Raw genomic sequence first — 18,812 nt, forward strand, 5'->3', positions numbered from 1 at the left:
GTGAATATAGGTCAAAAAATTTTAGAATTACTAAAAAAAGAGATAACTGAAGTTGAATATAATAGATATATAAAACATTTGACATATGATACAAGAAAATCTAGCAGTGATTTAGCTATATTTTATGTTCCTAATACTTTAGTTTTAAATTGGATAAAAAATAAATATACTTCTAAAATTGAGCATCTTTTTGAATTAAATAACAAAGCAAAAGTAACTGTTAAAATAACACTTAAAAATTTTGAAACTAAAACAACAATTAAAAATGAAATTGAAAAAAAACCTACTCAACATTCACTTTTAAACCCTTCTCATACATTTGATAACTTTATGGTTGGTGGTTCTAATCAGTTTGCTTATGCTGCCGTTAAAAGTGTTAGTGAAAAAGCTGGTGAAGTTTATAATCCACTATTTATATATGGTGGTGTAGGTCTTGGCAAAACTCATCTTATGCAAGCTGCTGGAAATGTTTTTCAAAATCAAGGAAAAGTTGTTATCTATACAACAGTTGAACAGTTTTTAAACGATTTTATTAGACATTTAAGAAATAAATCAATGCCTTTATTTCAAGAAAAGTATCGTAACTGTGATGTACTTCTTATTGATGATATTCAATTTTTAAGTAATAAAGACAGTATTCAAGAGGAATTTTTTCACACATTTGAAGCACTTAAAGGTGCTGGAAAACAAATAATTCTTACAGCAGATAAACATCCTAAAAAAATTGGCGGTTTAGAAGAGAGACTTCAAAGTAGGTTTGAATGGGGCCTAGTTGCTGATATACAACCACCTGAATTAGAAACTAAAATAGCCATAATTAAAAGTAAATGTGAAATAAATAAAGTTGTTCTTACTAATGATATTATAAATTATATTGCTACTGTAATAGAGAGTAATGTTCGTGAAATAGAGGGTATTCTCTCAAAGTTACATGCTTATTCACAACTTATACATGTAGATATAAATTTAGAATTTACAAAAAATGTATTAAAAGACCAACTTCAAGAAAATCTTGCAAATTTAACACTAGATACTATTACAAAAAGTGTATCAAAAGATTTAAATATAAAACCAAGTGAAATTCGTTCAAAAGGCAGAAGTAAAAATTTAGTTTATGCTAGAAGAATAGCTATATATCTTTGTCGCGAGCTAACTCAAAATACTATGCCTCAACTAGCTAAGTATTTTGGCATGAAAGATCATACTGCTATTAGTCATACTCTTAAAAAAATAAATGAACTACTTGAAAATGATGAAGATTTTAAAGTAAAAATAGAAGAATTAACTAATAAAATTACTTCATCTTATTAAAAACTAAAAATTAGTAAAAAAAAGATATAATCTTATATGTGAACAGTTGTGAAAAAAGTTATATAGTTTAGCAACTTCTAAACTGCTCTTAAAATAGGGGTTTAATAGTGATATTCACTTATTCACTTACCACTACTACTAATACTATAATTTTATAATATAAATAGGAATTCGTATGAAAATAATAATACAAAAATCTATAATAGAAAATATCTTGGTTCATACACAACCATTTTTAGAAAAAAAAGATACTTCTCAAATAACCTCACATATTTTTATGGATGTATCTAACTCAAAGTTAACTGTTAAAGCAACAGACTATGAGATTGGATTAACAGTATCTACTGATAATATAAATATAATTGGAAATGGCTGCACTACTGCAAACGGAAAAAAATTTTTAGATATTGTCAGAATTTTAAAAGATGGTGAGATTAATCTAGAAGTTAAAAATGACATGTTATATATTTCGCAATCACACTCTAATTTTAAACTTCCAACATTTTCATATAATGAGTTTCCAGAATTTCCTAATTATGAGGGTAAACCTCGTATCTCAATAGATTCACAATCTTTAGTAGAATCTTTAAAAAAAATAACACCATCAATTGACACTAATAATCCTAAGTTTGAATTAAATGGTGCTCTAATAGATATTAAACAAGATACTATAAACTTTGCATCTACAGACACAAGAAGATTAGCAGTTGTTAATATAACAAATAATGGCAGTAGTGAATTATCTATAATTCTTCCTAAAAAAGCAATAATAGAAATTCAAAAACTTTTCTTTGATAATATTGAAATTTATTATGATGAAACTAATTTGATAATTCACTCTAACCAATATACATTCTTTACAAAACTAATAAACGGTAAATTTCCTGAATATTCTAGAATAATTCCTAAAGAAATAGCAAATACTATAATATTGCCAAAAGCTATTATGATAGAGTCTATAAAACAAATAACTACTATATCTTCAGATGTTAAAATAACTTTTTTAAATAATTTAATAACATTTGAATCACTAAGTGACGATAATATAGAAGCAAAAACAGATATAGTTTTTGAGACAGGCTTTACCTCTCCTTTTACAATTGCAATAAATAGTAAATACCTTTTAGATTTTTTAAATACAATTAATAGTTCTGAATTCAGTATAGGTTTAAATGAAGGTAATTTACCTTTTATTTTAAGTGATAATAACTTCAGAACTGTTGTTATGCCAATAGTGATATAATTCTTATATAAATTAAAAATTATTTCATATTAATGAAATAATTTTTTTATCCTTTTGTAAATAATCAGCAAAAAACTTATTTTTAGTAAATATTAGATAAAATATCCTCAATTATACGATATTTTAATAGTAGGAATTATTTTATGGAACAAAATTACGGTGCTAGTAATATTAAAGTCCTTAAGGGCTTAGAAGCTGTTCGTAAAAGACCAGGTATGTATATTGGTGATACGGGACATCGTGGTCTTCATCATTTAGTTTATGAAGTTATTGATAATTCTATTGATGAAGCAATGGCTGGTCACTGTGATACAATAAATGTAGTTTTAACAAAAGAAGGAACTTGTAGAGTTTCTGATAATGGTCGTGGTATTCCAACAGATATGCATCCAACTGAAGGTATGTCTGCAGCTACAGTTGTTTTAACAGTATTACATGCTGGTGGTAAGTTTGATAAAGATACTTATAAAGTTTCTGGTGGTCTTCATGGTGTTGGTGTTTCTGTTGTAAATGCACTTTCTAGTGATTTAAAAATGACAATTTATAGAGATGGAGAGATACACGAACAAGAATTTAAAGAAGGTATACCTCAAAAAGCATTAGAAGTAATTGGTAAGAGCCGTAAGCACGGAACAACTATAGAATTTTCTCCTGATGCTAGTATATTTACAGAAACAACAACTTTTGAATATGAATTTTTATCTCGTAGATTTAAAGAGTTAGCATATTTAAATCCATTTATAACTATTATTTTTTACGATGAAAGAACAAATGTTAAAGAAGAATATCATTTTGAGGGTGGTATAGCCCAATATGTAACTGATATTAATAAAAAAGAGATAGTTGCTCAAGTTTATTCTTTTACTGCAAAAATAGAAGATATTGAGTTTGATATAGCACTTATGTATAATGATTCATATGAAGAAAAACTTTCATCTTTTGTTAATAATATTCGTACTCCAAACGGTGGTACACATGAAGCTGGATTTAGAGCTGGACTTACTCGTGTTATTTCTAATTACAATTCTCAAAATGGTGCTGCAAAAGAGAAAGATACAAAAATTTCAGGTGAAGATGTTAGTGAAGGTCTTATTGCTATTGTTTCTGCTCGTGTTCCAGAACCACAGTTTGAAGGACAGACAAAAGGTAAATTAGGTAATACTTATGTAAGACCATTGGTCCAAAAATCAACATATGAAATTCTTTCTAAATACTTTGAAGAAAATCCTTTAGAAGCAAAAGCAATAGTTTCTAAGTCTCTTATGGCAGCTCGTGGCCGTGAAGCTGCTAAAAAAGCTCGTGAACTTACACGTAGAAAAGATTCTATGAGTGTCGGAACTCTTCCTGGTAAACTTGCTGATTGTCAAAGTAAAGATGCATCTATTTGTGAACTTTATCTGGTGGAAGGGGATTCTGCAGGCGGTTCAGCTAAAATGGGGCGTGATAGAGTTTTTCAAGCTATTTTACCACTTAAGGGTAAAATTTTAAATGTTGAAAAAGCTAGAATTGATAAAGTTTTAAAATCTGAAGAAATTACAAATATGATTACAGCTATGGGTTGTGGTATTGGTGAGGAATATAAAGAAGAAAAACTTCGTTATCATAAAATTATTATTATGACCGATGCGGATGTTGATGGTTCACATATTCAGACATTATTACTTACTTTTTTCTTTAGACATTTCCGTGATGTAGTTGAAAAAGGTTATTTATATTTAGCTCAGCCACCTCTTTATAGATATAAAAAAGGTAAAAAAGAGATTTATTTTAAAGATGATCGTGCAATGAATGATTACCTTATTGAAAATGGAATAGAATCTTTAGAAATTAATGGTGTTGGTAATAATGATTTAATTTCATACTTTAGAATGGTTGATCATTATAGAGGATCACTAGTAGCTTTAGAGAGAAGATATGCTCTAGTTGATTTAATTCGTCATTTTATAGAAAATCCTGATTTAATAGGTCTTGATATAAATATAATGTATGAAAAAGTTGAGAAATTTTTAACAGATAATGATAATAATATTTTAACTAAAAGTATTACAGATAATTCTATTCATATTTTTGTTCAAACTAAAGGTGGTATGGAAGAGTTACTAATAAATGATGATTTATTTGGAGCTCCACACTTTAATGAAGCTAGTTTTGTTTTTAAAAAGATACAAGAGTGGGATATTGATTTTGATAAAGATATTATTGAAGTTTTAGAAGATATTAATGAATATGCTAAAAAAGGTGCATATATCCAACGTTATAAAGGTCTTGGTGAAATGAATCCTGATCAACTTTGGGAAACAACAATGACACCGGAAAACCGTGTTTTACTTCAAGTAAAAATAGAAGATGGTGAATTAGCATCTGATACATTTACTCTATTTATGGGTGATGAAGTTGAACCACGTCGTAATTATATAGAGACTCATGCTAAAGATGTTAAACATTTAGACGTTTAGAAATATAATGTTACTTCCACAAACAAAAGAGAGAGAATACCGTTTTAAGTTAGCACTTAGAATGGTACTTCCTATTTTTACTCTAGTTATTGCTCTTATTTTTCATACATTTATAACAAGTAGTGAAAGTTTAAATAGCTCTTTTTATATTGAATCAATTTTAGTTTTAGTATTTAGTATTTACTTTATTTTTTATCTTATATATAAAGGTTTTGATACTAAAATAACTGATAGTGTATCAAAGGTATTTACAAGAGAATATTTATATAAATATTTAAAAAAAGAACTTAAAGATAATAAAAACTATACGCTTGTACTTATAAGTATAGACAACTTAAATGAGATAAACAGCCGTTATGGTATAAAAAATGGTGATAAAGTACTTTTTGAAGTTGCAAAATGGATAGGCGAATATTTTAAAACTAAAGAGATAATAAATTTTCCACTTGGACATATAAAAGGTGGTGATTTTATAATTGGGCTTAAGGGCAATAAAGCAAACTATAAAACAAGATTAGAGCTTATGTTTTTAAAGGCTGATGAACTTAAGGTAGATGATATTGAAGTTCAAATATCAGGAGCTATAAATGATAATAGTCTATCTAGTGATATTTATTATCTTATAGAAAATCTTTTTGAATTACAAAATCATAATCAAAATTATAAACTTGTAGCAAATTTAGATGATGAGATGAACCCGAGTGAGTTAGAATCACATGTTATAAATGCAATAAAAAAAAGAGATTTTGAACTAATGACTCAAGATGTATTTGAAAAAGATTCTGTAATAATAAATGAGTGCTTTATAAAGTTAAAAACTCAAAACTCAAAACTTATTCATCCAAAAAAATATATGAAAGTTTTGGATAAACTTAGACTTATGGTTGATTATGATTTGATGATTTTAGAAGAAAATATAAAAAATTGTAAAGCATCTAATAGAGATATATTTGCTATACCAATATCACCAACTTCTATTAGAAACCAATTTTTTTTAACTAGAGTAAAAGAGCTTATTAATGGTAATTCTAATGCCAAGAATAGAATAATATTTTTACTTAGTGAAAAAGAATATTATTCTAGAATTGAAAAATATAATATGATTTTACAATCATTAAGAAAAATAGGGATAAAAATAGCAATTGATAGACTTGGATCTATTCACACAAGTTTTTTATATCTTAGAGATTTAGATATTGATATGGTTAGATTTGATAGTTATTATACTAAAGATATAAATGAAAATAAAAATAAAAGTGTAATAAATGGTTTTAATATAATGGCACATCAAAAAGGTGTTAAAACTTGGATTAAAATGGTTGAAAATGAAGATGAATATAACTTGTCAAAAGAGTTAGATATTGATTATATGCAAGGTAAATACATTGCATCTTTAAAAAAATTATAAATTAAGGACTAAAATGAAATATGGCGAAAAAATAGTTAATGAGTTTGATGTAGATAAAGATTTGGAAATTTGGCCAAATGAACACAAGAGGAATTATTTAATAAAAATGACACTTCCAGAGTTTTCTTGCCTTTGCCCAAGAAGTGGATATCCTGATTATGCTACTATTTATCTTGAATATACACCAAATGAGTGGGTTATAGAGTTAAAAGCTATAAAATTATATATTAATTCATTTAGAGATAAACATGTATCGCATGAAAATAGTGCAAATGAAATTTATGAACTGCTTGATAGAAAATTAAAACCAAAATATATGAAAGTTATTGCCGATTATAACCCTCGTGGTAATGTTCATACTGTTATAGAAATTGATAGTTCTAAACTTTAATTTCTTTAGAAAGTTTTAAATACTTTTTTAACCAAACTATAGCTCCATTACGAGTAGTAAACTCACAACTCATTTGAGCTTCATATGCATCATCTAAAATTTTTGAAAATTCTGGAGACGGTTTAATTTTAAAATTCAAAATATCCTTCCCTTTTAAAAGAGGAGGGAGTTTTTCTTTTAATATATTTAACTCTTTAGCCCTTTTATAAATAGCATCACCAGCTTCATATATATTAGAACTATTTTTAGTAAAATATATTGCACTGCTTAAAATCAAAAGCTCTTCAATTTTCACTTCTGTAGCTAATTTATATAGTTTATAATTATCTATATTAGAATTAAATATTTCATTAATTTTATTATGATTTTTTATAAGAGGTAAAACTCTATTAAGTAATTCTTTTTCATTTGTAAGATTTTGTATAAAATATGTCGCTTGTTTATCATTATAATCAAAACACAAAGCGGCTAACATCAATACAGTGTTAGTTGCTGAATTAGTTGTTAGTTGTTTTGATATTTCATCTAATATATAAATATTACTTGTATAAATATTAGTACCGAATTTTTTTAAAAGTTCAAAGCCGATAGAAGGTCTATTAGATTTTAGAACAAGTTTTTTAATTTCCTCAAAAATTCTCTCTTTTGGTAATTCATTTAGAAGTTGATTACTAACCATATCTTTGCAAAGTTCAAATAGTTTTTTATCTATGCTAAGTTCAAATCTTCCGCAAAACTGTGCTGCTCTTAGAACCCTAAGTGGATCTTCGATAAAACTATCTTCATTTACAACCCTTAATATTTTATTTTTTAAATCTACTAAACCATTAAATGGATCAAGCAATATTTTGTTTTTTACATCATAACCAATAGCATTTATTGTAAAATCTCTTCTGCTTGCTGCAGTTTTAAAATCTAAATTTGGGTTAATTTCTATTTGAAATCCGCGATGTCCAATATTATTTTTATTATCAACTCTTGGAAATGAAAAGTCTAAATCATACCCTTCATAATGTAGTTTACATACTCCAAAACTCTTACCAACACTATTAACGCTTCCGAACTCTTCCAATAACTCTTCTAATTTTGAAAATGATGATATGCCATATATCTCTATATCAATATCTTTGGAATTTAAACCTAATATTTTATCTCTAATAAATCCACCAACCAGTATAGGTAAAGCGTTATAATTATAAAGTTTATCAAATATAAAATCTAATTTTTTTGGATAATTTATCATTAATATCTTTTTCATTAGTTTGACAAAAGTATATCATGTATTTTACTTCCTTATAACATTTATTTGGGTATAATCGCGAAAAATTTTCCCATATTTAATAAAGTGTTTATTGCTTATCGATAAAATTTGGGAATTATACATGGAGAAAAATTAATGCAAAAGATTAGAAATATTGCGGTTATCGCTCACGTTGACCACGGTAAAACAACACTAGTTGACGGATTGTTAGAACAATCAGGTACATATGGTGCTCATGAAGCACACGCTGAGAGAGCAATGGATAGTAATGATTTAGAAAAAGAGCGTGGAATCACGATTCTTTCTAAAAATACTGCTATTCGTTACAAAGATTTCAAGATTAACATTATTGACACTCCGGGTCACGCTGACTTCGGTGGAGAAGTTGAACGTGTTCTTAAGATGGTTGATGGTGTTTTAGTTCTTGTTGATGCCTATGAGGGTGTTATGCCTCAAACTAAGTTTGTTGTAAAGAAAATGTTAGCACTTGGTAAAAAACCAATTGTTGTTATTAATAAAATCGATAAGCCTTCTGCTGATCCAGAGCGTGTTGTTGATGAGATGTTTGACCTATTTGCTGCAATGGATGCAACGGATGATCAACAAGATTTTCCAATTATTTATGCTGCTGCCCGTGATGGTATGGCTAAAATTGATATGAGTGATCCAGATGGTGATTTCCAATGTATTTTCGATGCAATTTTAGAGCATGTTCCTGAGCCTATTGGAGACAGAGAGAATCATACTCAAGCACAGGTATTTACACTTGATTATGATAATTATGTTGGTAAGATAGGTATTTCTCGTATCTTCAACGGTGTTGTAAGAAAAGGTGATAACATTATGCTTGCAAAAGCTGATGGTGAGTTAGTTAAAGGTAAGATTTCTAAGCTTATTGGTTTCCTTGGTCTTAATCGTATGGAAATTCAAGAAGCTGAAGCTGGTGATATTGTTGCTTTTGCAGGAATGGAAACTGTTGATGTTGGAGATACTATTTGTGATCCAGCTAACCCAATGCCACTTGACCCAATGCACATCGAAGAGCCGACACTAACGGTTGTTTTTGCAGTAAATGATTCTCCACTTGCTGGTCAAGAGGGAAAACACGTTACTTCAAACAAACTTCGTGAGAGACTTGAATTTGAAATGAATACAAATGTTGCAATGAAGCTTGAAGTTGTAGGAGAAGGTAAATTTAAAGTTTCAGGTCGTGGTGAGCTTCAGATTACTGTACTTGCTGAAAATATGCGTCGTGAAAATTTTGAGTTTAGTATCTCTCGTCCAGAAGTTATCGTTAAAGAGATAGAGGGTGTTAAATGTGAACCATTTGAGCACCTAGTTATCGATGTTCCTGAAGAATTATCTGGTGGGGTTATTGAGCGTCTTGGTAAAAGAAAAGCTGAGATGAAATCAATGCTTCCAATGGGTCAGGGCTTCCAAAGAATTGAGTTTGAAATTCCTGCTCGTGCACTTATCGGTTTCCGTGGTCAATTCTTAACAGATACTAAGGGTGAGGGTATTATGAATCACTCTTTCTTAGAGTTTCGCCCTTATTCTGGAACTGTTGAATCAAGAACTTATGGTGCATTAATCTCTATGACTCCAGGTTCTACTTTAGCATTCTCTCTATTTGGTATTCAAGACCGTGGTGTTCTTTTCATCGGTGTCCAAACTGAAGTTTATGAAGGTATGATTATTGGTGAACACTCACGTTCAAATGATTTAGTTGTTAACCCTATCAAAGGTAAGGCACAATCAAATGTACGTTCATCAGGTGCTGATGAAGCTATTAAGCTTATTCCACCTCGTGACATGTCTCTAGAGCGTGCACTAGAGTGGATTGAAGATGATGAACTTCTTGAAATAACTCCTAAATCTGTTCGTATTCGTAAAAAATTCTTAACTGAAGCAGAGAGAAAAAGACACTCTCGCAAATAATAGTAGTTTTTACGCTCCCTACTCAATAAATTAATATTTTCACATATGCAATATTTAGCATATGTGAAAACTTATCATTTAATAAACTTTCATAAATTTTAATTATTATAAATATGATATACTTTTATAAAATAGTTAAAAGGATGAATAGTGGATGATTTAATATACCCAGCTTCTTTATTTGCAATTGCTATAACTGCCTTTAGTTTCTATCAGAGTGGCAATACTAAATTTGCTTTCTTTATATTAGCCATTGGTGTTTATATTATATACTCTCATGAAACAGGGAATACAGCAACAGATTTCAAAAATGATATGGTTATTTCCATAGATAACAAAGCCGCAGATTTTAGTAAATCTAGCGGCACTGGCAAATACGATGCTAGTGAGGCGGTAAAGTTTTTAGATAAAGAGAAGAAATAATTAATTATTATTTCTTCTTCTAAAACCTTTTTCTATAACCATGGCAATATGGTTTAGTCCCTTTTTTGTTGTAATAATTTTGATGATCTTCTTCAGCCTTATAAAACTCTTGCTTGTCTAATATCTTTGTAGCAATATTAAAACCATTCTTCTCAAGTTGAGAAATAAGCTCTCTTATTGTATTTTTTTCATTTTCATTATTCACAAAAACTGCCGAGAGGTACTGCTCTCCTATATCTGGTCCCTGGCCATTAGCTTGAGTCGGATCGTGAATTTCAAAAAAAGTTTTTGCAATCATTTTATAAGATATTTTAGAACTGTCATATATTACTTCAACAGCCTCAAGATGACCTGTATTAGAGCGAACTACCTCATAATAGCTTGGGTTTTTTACATGTCCACCCATAAAACCAGAATGAACCTCTTTTACACCATCTAGTTTTTCCAAGTAGTATTCAACTCCCCAGAAGCAACCACCAGCAAAATAAGCTTTTGATAGATTGTCTACTTTAGCATCCTGCTTTTTATTAAACTCCAATGAGATTGAATTTACACAGTGCCTAGTGTTTTTATCAGTATAGCCCTCACCTTCAAAAACATGTCCTAAGTGTCCTCCACATTTTGCACAAACTATTTCAACGCGTCTTCCATCAGCATCGGGAACTCTTTTCACAGAGCCGGGAATTGCGTCATCGAAACTTGGCCATCCACAATTGGATTTAAATTTATCATCAGATTTGTAAAGTGGTGTCTCGCATATCTTACATGAATAAACACCACTTTCTGTTATATCAGTATATTTTCCAACAAAAGGTCTTTGCGTCCCTTTATTTAAAAGTACATATTTTTCTTCATCACTAAGCTGTTCTATCTTGCCCTTCCAGGGTTTTAAATCCATTGCATTCATTGTTGTAATTAAAAGTATGAAAGATATAAAAAGTTTCATACGTTATCCTTTATAATAATTTATGGGACAATTATAAGAGAATATTGTTTTATTAAAGTATGGTTTTCAAATTTGTCACAAATATGTAAAGTTAAATTTATATAGAGATGGCTATAATCGTACACTAAAATTTAAGGGTGTGAGATGAATAGAAAAAAAATATATAATCCCGAATCAAAAGAAAATGTAAATGATAGAAAAATATTTGGCGGAGATCCTACAGGGATATTTGAGCTAAATAATATAAAATATCAGTGGGCATATAATCTTTGGGAAGTGATGTTAAACAACACTTGGTTTCCAAAGGAAGTTGATATGACTCGTGATGTAATTGACTATAAAAATATCACACAAGCAGAAAAAGATGCTTATGATAAAGCTCTTTCGCAGCTGATTTTTATGGATTCTCTTCAAACAAATAATATAATGGATAATATAAACCCTTACGTAACATCTCCAGAAGTTAACCTTATACTTGTTAGACAATCATTTGAAGAGGCACTTCATTCACAAAGCTATGCCGTTATGGTTGATAGCATCTCTACAAACTCTGAAGAAATTTATGACCTTTGGCGTCGAGATATGATGCTTAAGACAAAAAATGATGCTATTGCTAGTATTTATGAGGACCTCTCTTCTAACCCGACTGAACATAACTTAGTGAAAGCTTGTTTTGCAAATCAAATTTTAGAGGGAATTTATTTTTATAGTGGTTTTGCTTATATTTACACATTGGCAAGAAGCGGTAAAATGTTGGGTTCTGCACAGATGATTAGATTTATTCAAAGAGATGAAGTTACCCACTTGGTTCTTTTTCAAAACCTTATAAATACACTTAGAAAAGAGAGACCAGACCTTTTTACGGATCAGTTAAAAGAAGAAGTTATAGCAATGTTTAAACAGGCTGTACAACTTGAAACAGATTGGGGCAGATATATAACACAAGGACAAATCTTGGGGTTGACAGATGAAATTATTGAGCAGTATATTCAATACCTAGCTGATGACAGATTAACATCTGTTGGTTTTGAGAAGCTTTATAATGTAACAAATCCTATAAAGTGGGTTGATGACTTTTCAAAATTTAACGACCAAAAAACAAACTTCTTTGAGGGAACAGTTGCAAACTACTCAAAAGGAAGTCTTAGTTTTGATGATGATTTTTAGAAATCTCATCCTTAAGTGCTTTAAATAGTACCTTATAAGTATAACGACTAAAGAGATACTCTTTAGCATTAAAAAGAGTCTCAAACATAATTTTCCATAGTGTTGAAAAGTTTTCATCACTACGAATACTACAAAGCTGAGTTTGCATCTCATATTCTATTTGTGCTAGTGATTTAGCATGATGAACATAGTTTTTTATTAAAGTATAATCTACACCTGTCTCTTTAATATCCTCAATCAACCTAACAATAGAAGCCTCTTTTTCAGTAAAATCATCATCTGTTAGAGGTACTAGTACGCCATCATCTAGTAGTTGTTCTAAAAGTTTAATATCAAAGTCATAATGCTCTATAAACTGCTCTTTGTTGTAATGTTTAGCACCTGCTGGAATAGCACTAAGAGTTTGCATAAGTGGGGCTAACATAGAAAATGAACTTGAAAGAGATTGGTTTTTATGTTGCAGGGCAGTTTTTATCTGCTCATTTGAGCTTCCTAGCTCTTGTTTCATGTATTTTATATACTTTATCAGTTCTACATGTTCTTCGCTATATCTGTGAACATTGGATTTAAATTTTTTTGCTTCAGGTAGTAAACCTTCTCTTATATAGTAAAGAATCGTTGATTTTGGTACATCTGTTTGTGCGACTATCTCTGATATTTTATATTCCATCTATTAGCCTATTAATATTGATATAAGAATTATACCCTATAATTTTAACGTTAAGTACTACTTAACGTTTTTCAAACAAAGGATTAAATAATGCCTCGTTCAATACCTTGGTGGGTTGGTGGTATAGCCATGAGCTTGCTGTTTTTTATTAGTTTTTCAGTTTGGGGTGCAGATAGACCAATCGGCGCTTCTACTGGAATGAGTTATCTTGCAAACTTAATTTTTGGTCTTGATGCCGAGAATCATAAATATGCTGCAATGATACAAGAGAGTGGTGCCTGGGAAGGTGTAATGCTTATCGGTGTATTTTTTGGTGGACTGTTTATGTCTGTCTTTGTTACAAAAACGTTTCACATTAGCTATATACCTACACTTTGGAAGGAGCGTAAAAATAGCTCTGTTAAATCTCGAATGGTTTGGAGTTTTATAGCAGGTTTTATGCTGGTTTTTGGAGCACGCTTGGCTGGTGGATGTAATGCTGGACATATACTCTCAGGTGGTTCACAAATAGCAGTTAGCGGGATTATATTTGCTGTTGTTGCATTAGGTACAGGAATGATAACAGGTAGATTTTTTTATAAGAAAAAGAGGTGTAAAGAATGTTAGATCGTATTTCAAATATGTTTAGCCTTGTAGCAAATCAAGCACATGGTTCTGTATGGCTTGTACTTTTTATAGGTTTTTGTTTTGGTGCTATCATCCTTTACTCTCGTCTTGATAAGTTTGAAAAAATGGCCGGTTTTATGATTTTTGAGGATACTTTAGTTCCAAGAATGGCAATGACTACAGTTGCTTTATCAAGTATAGGTTTTTATTTTTTAGTTGATGCTGGGTATGCTAGTTATAGTATAAAGCCAACTATCTTAACTGGTTTAATTATTGGAGCTATCATTTTTGGAACTGGTTTGGTGATTTTGGGAAAATGTCCATCAGCATTTTTTGTTTCAGTTTCAGAAGGACGAGTAGATGCTCTTGTTGGTGTTGCTGGGGGTATGGTTGGTGGAGCAGTTTTCACGTTACTTTACCCTTGGATAGAACAAATTACGGGGCCTGATTTAGGTAAGATTAGATTAGCCGATGTGTTTGGAGGCTATGAACTTGCGATAGTTTTAGTTTTAAGTATAACGCTTTTGGTTGTTGCTTATTTATTACCGACTATTGAATATTATGATCCTGCAGATGATAGAGATAAGCATTAACTTTTGTATAAGTATTATGCTTTATAATAACAAAACAGTAACTATAACTTAACGTTTTAAAGGAAAAAAATGGCACACATAAAACTACCAGAATTTGAAAATATGAGTCCTGCTATTCAGGATAGAGCTCGTCCAATTTTAGAAAAAACAGGCAAATTAGGTGAAATATTTAAACTAATGGCACTTGACGATAAAATATATTTTGCAACTGACGGGATGATTCAAAAGTATCTGCTTGATGAGACTACACTCTCTTATGATATTAAAGAGTCGATAGCTCTTCTTATATCAGTAGAGAATGGGTGTAAAATGTGTGTAGATGTACACAAAGGTATAGCAAAGATGCTTGGTCTTTCAGATGAGAGAATTGAAGAGGTTCTAAAAGGTGTTGATGCTATCAATACAGATGATAAAGAAAAAGCTCTTTTAAACTTTTGTATCAGAGCCTCTCAAAAAGACAACTATAAAGTACTTAAAAGCGAAATTGATGCGCTTAAAGATATGGGTTATAGTGATGTTCAAATAGTTGAAGCGGTAGCAATAACAGGCTACTTCAATTATATAAACACTTTATCAAATGTTTTTGCTTTAGGTCAGTAAAAGATTATGAAGTATATATTTTTAGCACTTATAATATTCTCGGGTATAGCACAGGCAAAAGAGTACAAAGCAATTTTTGATTGCAGTTCAAAGAATAGTGGATACATAGTTAGTCGTATGTTTTTAGTTGAGAGAACTATGGATATGATAGAAAAAAATGGTGACACTGTGAAGTTTGCTCTTACAATTCACGGTAGCTGTGCACCAATAGTTTCAAAAAATATAGATGAAGTTATAATGGATGAAAACAATCTAGCAAATATGCAAAAAGCAAGAAAACAACTTGAGAGATTAGCGACTAAAAAGGGTATTGATGTAACTGTTTGCGCAATGAGCCTAAATGCCAATACAATAGATAAGGATGATGTCCTTCCTTTTGTTAAAATTTCAGAAAATAGTTTTATAGATACTATTGGCTATCAAAATGATGGCTATGCTCTAATGACGTTTAAATAAGGATTGGCTATATGGTAAGAGAGATTGTAACATACCCAACTACACCGAGTTTAGAGTTTGGTGCAAATGTTAGGTTTTTTAATGAAGAGCTTTTTTCAATTATTGAAGACTTAAAAGATACGCTTGAAGAAAATAAATTAAATGCATTATCAGCATTTCAAGTTGGTTCATCATTATCTGTAGTAGTTATAAAAAAAGATGCTTTTGGCTTAGATGATGACCAGGGTGAATATTTAGAGCTTGTTAATCCAAGGGTTTTAAAAAGAGAAGGAACTGTAACCCCTATCGAGACAACAGCTTACTTTCCTGGAATGAGTGCAAAGACTACAAGATATGAAAAAATCAAACTAATGTATGAGGACAGAGATGGTAATCAGCAGTTTTTAGAAGCTGATGGAGATTTGTCTACAACAATTCAAAGAAAGATTGATTATATGTTTGGCTCAAACTTTAGAGTAAGACTTGAAGAAGATGAGAGAAAACTTTTTGATTCAAAACTAGAGTTTGGTACAGATGCGATTACTCAAAATGACTGTCCGACAGTATTTAAAAGAGATAGAATATTACAAGCATTCAAACTTCTTTTTATTGTAGGAATTTTTGGAGTAATATCAAGTTTTTTTATTGCTGATGAAGCTATAACAACTTTGCAAATGGTAGAAAACTATATTTTATTATCTATGGCTGTGATAACTGTTGTGTATTTCTTTTATGCTCAGTATGAAGGAAAACAGTACAAACATTGTACCTCTTGTCAAATAGGAAATATAATAGGAACCTCGATATTTTTGATGATTAAATTAGTAGCTCTATCTATAGCTAGTTATTTTATAATTTAGAGGATATAATGCTAGTAAAAATTTACTAGAGAGTAATATTATCAAAGAAAATATATCTAACAAAAGTGAGTATAGTTTATGCTCACTTCTTTTTGACACTACAAACAACTATAACACTAACCTGCAAACACTTCTAAAATTAATTGAACAAACCCCTGAAAAATCACTAATAGTAGCACCTGAAGTTTGCCTCACAGGTTTTGACTATCATAACTTTGATGAAGCTATAGAGTTCTCACATGTAGCTAATGAAGCATTGAAAAAGGCTTCAAAAAATAGGATTATTATACTAACAATAATTGAAAAAAAAGATGGTGAAGTTTTTAATTTTGCTAAAGTTTTTCACAATAGCGAGATAGTTCACTCTCAAGCAAAGGCAAGGTTATTTCGTTTTGGTGGCGAACATAATCACTTTGCTCAGGGGGACGATGAAGATGTTAAAATCATTGAAATAGATGGTATAAAAATAGGAATACTAATCTGCTTTGAACTTCGGTTTAAAGCTTTATGGAAGAAGTTAGAAGGTTGTGATGTTATAGCAGTTCCATCTTGGTGGGGAGCCTTAAGAACTGAACATTTTAAAGTATTAACTCAAAGCTTAGCGATTATAAATCAGTGCTATGTTGTGGCCAGTGATTCTCTACATGTAGATTGTTCTAAGATGAGCGGAATTATAAAACCACAGGGACAAGTACAGAGAAATGGGAATAAGCCTTGCTTAGAAGTGTTATATGATAAAAAAGAAATTGCCACAATAAGGCGATATATGGATGTAGGTATTGGATAGAATTACAGCAACAAAGACAGCACGATTGGCAAATGAGTGCCACCAAATATTTTCACTTGACGATGATGTAAGAGAGGCTATTTCTAGTACTAACAGAGAAGAGTTTGTACCGGTCGGTTTTAAACATAATGCTTATAAATTAGATGCTCTCCCTTTGGGCTCAGCACAATGGATAAGTTCACCTCTAACTGTTGCTAAAATGACTCAGTATTTAGATACCAAGGGTGCTGATAGGGTTTTGGAAGTTGGCTGCGGAAGCGGTTATCAGGCTGCTGTTTTGTCACATCTGTTTCGCGGGGTATTTACTATTGAGAGAATAGAGCCTTTGATGATAGAGGCAAAACTGCGCTTTAGAAAACTTGGAATTAACAATATCCATACAAGAACAGACGATGGACAAAACGGTTGGATTCAGTATGCTCCGTATGATAGAATTCTTTTCTCTGCAACAGCAAAAGAGGTTCCGCAAAAACTTTTTGAACAATTGCGTGATGGCGGGATACTAGTAGCTCCAATGCAGGTCGGATTAAAGCAAATTATTACCCGTTTTAGAAAAACAGGAGACTCCGTGGAGAAAGAGGAGTTGGAAGAGTGTGACTTTGTACCTATTTTGGACGGGGTGCAGAAGTAAGATAAATGAAACTACTTTTTGCCGCAATTCTTTTATCTCTCTGCCTTGACGCTTCAACAAGCTTTGAGGATGCCCATGCAGTATATAAAGAGGGTGAGTACAAAAAATCATTTGAAATGTTTAAAAAGCTGGCTAAAGATGATTCAGATGCCGCATATATTCTGGCCTACATGTACGAACATGGTGAAGGGTGTGAAGCGGACAAAGAAGAGGCTTCAAAATGGTATAAAATTTCATCAGAGGGTTACTACAAACAAACTAAATACAACTACAGCAGAGAGATAGAAAAAGAGCAAAAAAAATTATACACCTCCTTAGACAGACTAGATCAAAATGAAACAGAAGATACAATGAGACAATACTCCCAATCTCTTTATAACTTCAAAGCTCATAATGCCAACTATTTTTTACCGATAAGTTACCGATATGAAGGCGACTATGCAAATACGAATGGACATGAAGCAAAAGAGATTGAGACAGAGTTTCAAATTAGCGTTAAGTTTGATATCGCAGCAAATATCCTTGGTCTAAACGAGATATATTCAATTGCTTATACCCAAAAATCATTTTGGCAGTTTTATTCAGACTCGGCTTTTTTTAGAGAAACAAACTATAACCCGGAGGCTTTTGTTATGTTTCCAACCTCTGAGTTAAGCGATGGAAGGCTTATCAAGTCTATACGTCTTGCAATTGCACATGAATCAAACGGAAGAGGCGGAGACGAAGAGCGCTCATGGAACTTTCTCAGCAGCAGTTTCTTGCTTCAGTATAAGACTTTGTTTGCAGAGCTGAAACTTTGGACAAGATTGCCTGACTCTTATGATTACAACCCTGATTTGATAGACTATATGGGGCACGGTCATATAAAGTTTATGGTGCCATACAAAAAGCATCTTATAGATATGAAGTTAAAATACAGCTATAACAACAAGGGTGCGGCAGAGATAAACTACAGTTATCCCGCTTTTGGAAGAGATGATCTTTTTTTGTATGTAAAACTATTCAATGGATACGGTGAGAGTCTTATTGATTATAACAATCGTATAAAAAAGTTTGCAATAGGGTTTAGTATATCTAGATAGTGGC

19 protein-coding genes are annotated in these 18,812 nt (G+C 31.0%); 16 read left to right on the plus strand and 3 right to left on the minus strand.

Annotated elements, in window-relative coordinates; translation table 11 throughout:
* The 5 genes from dnaA to queF all read left to right on the plus strand — a co-directional run bounded on the left by dnaA (nt 1) and on the right by queF (nt 6,809).
* Nucleotides 1–1,311 (plus strand): chromosomal replication initiator protein DnaA, encoded by a 1,311-nt coding sequence (gene dnaA, locus HUE87_RS00005; protein WP_194366716.1) that lies wholly within the window; start codon nt 1–3, stop codon nt 1,309–1,311.
* Nucleotides 1,312–1,486: 175 nt separating this feature from the next.
* On the plus strand, nt 1,487–2,554 hold the full coding sequence (gene dnaN, locus HUE87_RS00010) for a DNA polymerase III subunit beta (protein WP_194366717.1): 1,068 nt from the start codon (nt 1,487–1,489) through the stop codon (nt 2,552–2,554).
* Between the two features lie 143 nt (nt 2,555–2,697).
* Complete coding sequence (gene gyrB, locus HUE87_RS00015) at nt 2,698–5,010, plus strand: DNA topoisomerase (ATP-hydrolyzing) subunit B (protein ID WP_194366718.1); 2,313 nt, start codon at nt 2,698–2,700, stop codon at nt 5,008–5,010.
* A gap of 7 nt (nt 5,011–5,017) precedes the next feature.
* Nucleotides 5,018–6,418, plus strand: coding sequence for a bifunctional diguanylate cyclase/phosphodiesterase (locus HUE87_RS00020; RefSeq protein WP_229855171.1), 1,401 nt, complete (start codon nt 5,018–5,020; stop codon nt 6,416–6,418).
* Between the two features lie 13 nt (nt 6,419–6,431).
* Nucleotides 6,432–6,809: a preQ(1) synthase gene (gene queF, locus HUE87_RS00025; RefSeq protein ID WP_194366719.1), complete on the plus strand. Its 378-nt coding sequence runs from the start codon at nt 6,432–6,434 to the stop codon at nt 6,807–6,809.
* Here queF and HUE87_RS00030 read toward each other — a convergent pair.
* A complete protein-coding gene (locus HUE87_RS00030; protein ID WP_229855172.1) occupies nt 6,799–8,067 on the minus strand; it encodes a CCA tRNA nucleotidyltransferase in 1,269 nt (422 codons plus the stop codon). The genes queF and HUE87_RS00030 overlap by 11 nt on opposite strands.
* A gap of 138 nt (nt 8,068–8,205) precedes the next feature.
* On the opposite strand from HUE87_RS00030, the gene typA reads away from it, so the two are divergent.
* Together typA and HUE87_RS00040 are read left to right on the plus strand one after the other, a co-directional pair.
* Nucleotides 8,206–10,008: a translational GTPase TypA gene (typA, locus tag HUE87_RS00035; protein ID WP_194366720.1), complete on the plus strand. Its 1,803-nt coding sequence runs from the start codon at nt 8,206–8,208 to the stop codon at nt 10,006–10,008.
* Nucleotides 10,009–10,158: 150 nt separating this feature from the next.
* Nucleotides 10,159–10,431 carry a hypothetical protein gene (locus tag HUE87_RS00040; protein WP_194366721.1) on the plus strand — a complete coding sequence of 91 codons (273 nt, stop codon included), beginning with the start codon at nt 10,159–10,161 and terminating at the stop codon, nt 10,429–10,431.
* 19 nt (nt 10,432–10,450) lie between these two features.
* On the opposite strand, the gene HUE87_RS00045 is transcribed toward HUE87_RS00040, so the two are convergent.
* Nucleotides 10,451–11,377: a bifunctional methionine sulfoxide reductase B/A protein gene (locus tag HUE87_RS00045; RefSeq protein WP_194366722.1), complete on the minus strand. Its 927-nt coding sequence runs from the start codon at nt 11,375–11,377 to the stop codon at nt 10,451–10,453.
* A gap of 144 nt (nt 11,378–11,521) precedes the next feature.
* Between HUE87_RS00045 and HUE87_RS00050 the strand changes: the two genes are divergently transcribed.
* Complete coding sequence (locus tag HUE87_RS00050) at nt 11,522–12,544, plus strand: ribonucleotide-diphosphate reductase subunit beta (RefSeq protein ID WP_194366723.1); 1,023 nt, start codon at nt 11,522–11,524, stop codon at nt 12,542–12,544.
* On the opposite strand, the gene HUE87_RS00055 is transcribed toward HUE87_RS00050, so the two are convergent.
* The gene (locus tag HUE87_RS00055; protein ID WP_194366724.1) at nt 12,522–13,214 is read right to left on the minus strand and encodes a MerR family transcriptional regulator; all 693 of its coding nucleotides are present in this window, start codon (nt 13,212–13,214) and stop codon (nt 12,522–12,524) included. The genes HUE87_RS00050 and HUE87_RS00055 overlap by 23 nt on opposite strands.
* A 90-nt stretch (nt 13,215–13,304) precedes the next feature.
* Between HUE87_RS00055 and HUE87_RS00060 the strand changes: the two genes are divergently transcribed.
* The 8 genes from HUE87_RS00060 to HUE87_RS00095 all read left to right on the plus strand — a co-directional run bounded on the left by HUE87_RS00060 (nt 13,305) and on the right by HUE87_RS00095 (nt 18,808).
* Nucleotides 13,305–13,820, plus strand: coding sequence for a YeeE/YedE thiosulfate transporter family protein (locus tag HUE87_RS00060; protein ID WP_194366725.1), 516 nt, complete (start codon nt 13,305–13,307; stop codon nt 13,818–13,820).
* Nucleotides 13,814–14,413 carry a YeeE/YedE thiosulfate transporter family protein gene (locus HUE87_RS00065; RefSeq protein ID WP_194366726.1) on the plus strand — a complete coding sequence of 200 codons (600 nt, stop codon included), beginning with the start codon at nt 13,814–13,816 and terminating at the stop codon, nt 14,411–14,413. Before HUE87_RS00060 ends, HUE87_RS00065 begins: the two co-directional genes overlap by 7 nt.
* 69 nt (nt 14,414–14,482) lie before the next feature.
* Nucleotides 14,483–15,013 carry a carboxymuconolactone decarboxylase family protein gene (locus HUE87_RS00070; protein WP_194366727.1) on the plus strand — a complete coding sequence of 177 codons (531 nt, stop codon included), beginning with the start codon at nt 14,483–14,485 and terminating at the stop codon, nt 15,011–15,013.
* 6 nt (nt 15,014–15,019) lie between these two features.
* The gene (locus HUE87_RS00075) at nt 15,020–15,469 is read left to right on the plus strand and encodes a DsrE family protein (protein WP_194366728.1); all 450 of its coding nucleotides are present in this window, start codon (nt 15,020–15,022) and stop codon (nt 15,467–15,469) included.
* Nucleotides 15,470–15,480: 11 nt separating this feature from the next.
* Entirely contained in the window at nt 15,481–16,308 is an 828-nt protein-coding gene (locus HUE87_RS00080) for a peptide deformylase (RefSeq protein ID WP_194366729.1), read from the plus strand.
* Between the two features lie 121 nt (nt 16,309–16,429).
* Nucleotides 16,430–17,095 (plus strand): carbon-nitrogen hydrolase family protein, encoded by a 666-nt coding sequence (locus HUE87_RS00085; RefSeq protein ID WP_194367863.1) that lies wholly within the window; start codon nt 16,430–16,432, stop codon nt 17,093–17,095.
* On the plus strand, nt 17,088–17,726 hold the full coding sequence (locus HUE87_RS00090) for a protein-L-isoaspartate(D-aspartate) O-methyltransferase (RefSeq protein WP_194366730.1): 639 nt from the start codon (nt 17,088–17,090) through the stop codon (nt 17,724–17,726). The genes HUE87_RS00085 and HUE87_RS00090 overlap by 8 nt, the downstream gene beginning before the upstream one ends.
* Nucleotides 17,727–17,731: 5 nt before the next feature.
* On the plus strand, nt 17,732–18,808 hold the full coding sequence (locus HUE87_RS00095; RefSeq protein WP_194366731.1) for a phospholipase A: 1,077 nt from the start codon (nt 17,732–17,734) through the stop codon (nt 18,806–18,808).
* The last annotated feature ends 4 nt before the right edge of the window (nt 18,809–18,812 follow it).

The sequence above is a fragment of the Candidatus Sulfurimonas marisnigri genome (assembly GCF_015265475.1).
GTDB classification, from domain to species: Bacteria; Campylobacterota; Campylobacteria; order Campylobacterales; family Sulfurimonadaceae; genus Sulfurimonas; species Sulfurimonas marisnigri.

Bases quoted from the DNA above. Each gene is read 5' to 3' on its own strand.
- dnaN (WP_194366717.1), top strand. From the start codon at position 1,487: ATGAAAATAATAATACAAAAATCTATAATAGAAAATATCTTGGTTCAT.
- gyrB (WP_194366718.1), top strand. From the start codon at position 2,698: ATGGAACAAAATTACGGTGCTAGTAATATTAAAGTCCTTAAGGGCTTA.
- HUE87_RS00020 (WP_229855171.1), top strand. From the start codon at position 5,018: ATGTTACTTCCACAAACAAAAGAGAGAGAATACCGTTTTAAGTTAGCA.
- queF (WP_194366719.1), top strand. From the start codon at position 6,432: ATGAAATATGGCGAAAAAATAGTTAATGAGTTTGATGTAGATAAAGAT.
- HUE87_RS00030 (WP_229855172.1), bottom strand. From the start codon at position 8,067: ATGAAAAAGATATTAATGATAAATTATCCAAAAAAATTAGATTTTATA.
- typA (WP_194366720.1), top strand. From the start codon at position 8,206: ATGCAAAAGATTAGAAATATTGCGGTTATCGCTCACGTTGACCACGGT.
- HUE87_RS00045 (WP_194366722.1), bottom strand. From the start codon at position 11,377: ATGAAACTTTTTATATCTTTCATACTTTTAATTACAACAATGAATGCA.
- HUE87_RS00050 (WP_194366723.1), top strand. From the start codon at position 11,522: ATGAATAGAAAAAAAATATATAATCCCGAATCAAAAGAAAATGTAAAT.
- HUE87_RS00055 (WP_194366724.1), bottom strand. From the start codon at position 13,214: ATGGAATATAAAATATCAGAGATAGTCGCACAAACAGATGTACCAAAA.
- HUE87_RS00060 (WP_194366725.1), top strand. From the start codon at position 13,305: ATGCCTCGTTCAATACCTTGGTGGGTTGGTGGTATAGCCATGAGCTTG.
- HUE87_RS00065 (WP_194366726.1), top strand. From the start codon at position 13,814: ATGTTAGATCGTATTTCAAATATGTTTAGCCTTGTAGCAAATCAAGCA.
- HUE87_RS00070 (WP_194366727.1), top strand. From the start codon at position 14,483: ATGGCACACATAAAACTACCAGAATTTGAAAATATGAGTCCTGCTATT.
- HUE87_RS00075 (WP_194366728.1), top strand. From the start codon at position 15,020: ATGAAGTATATATTTTTAGCACTTATAATATTCTCGGGTATAGCACAG.
- HUE87_RS00080 (WP_194366729.1), top strand. From the start codon at position 15,481: ATGGTAAGAGAGATTGTAACATACCCAACTACACCGAGTTTAGAGTTT.
- HUE87_RS00095 (WP_194366731.1), top strand. From the start codon at position 17,732: ATGAAACTACTTTTTGCCGCAATTCTTTTATCTCTCTGCCTTGACGCT.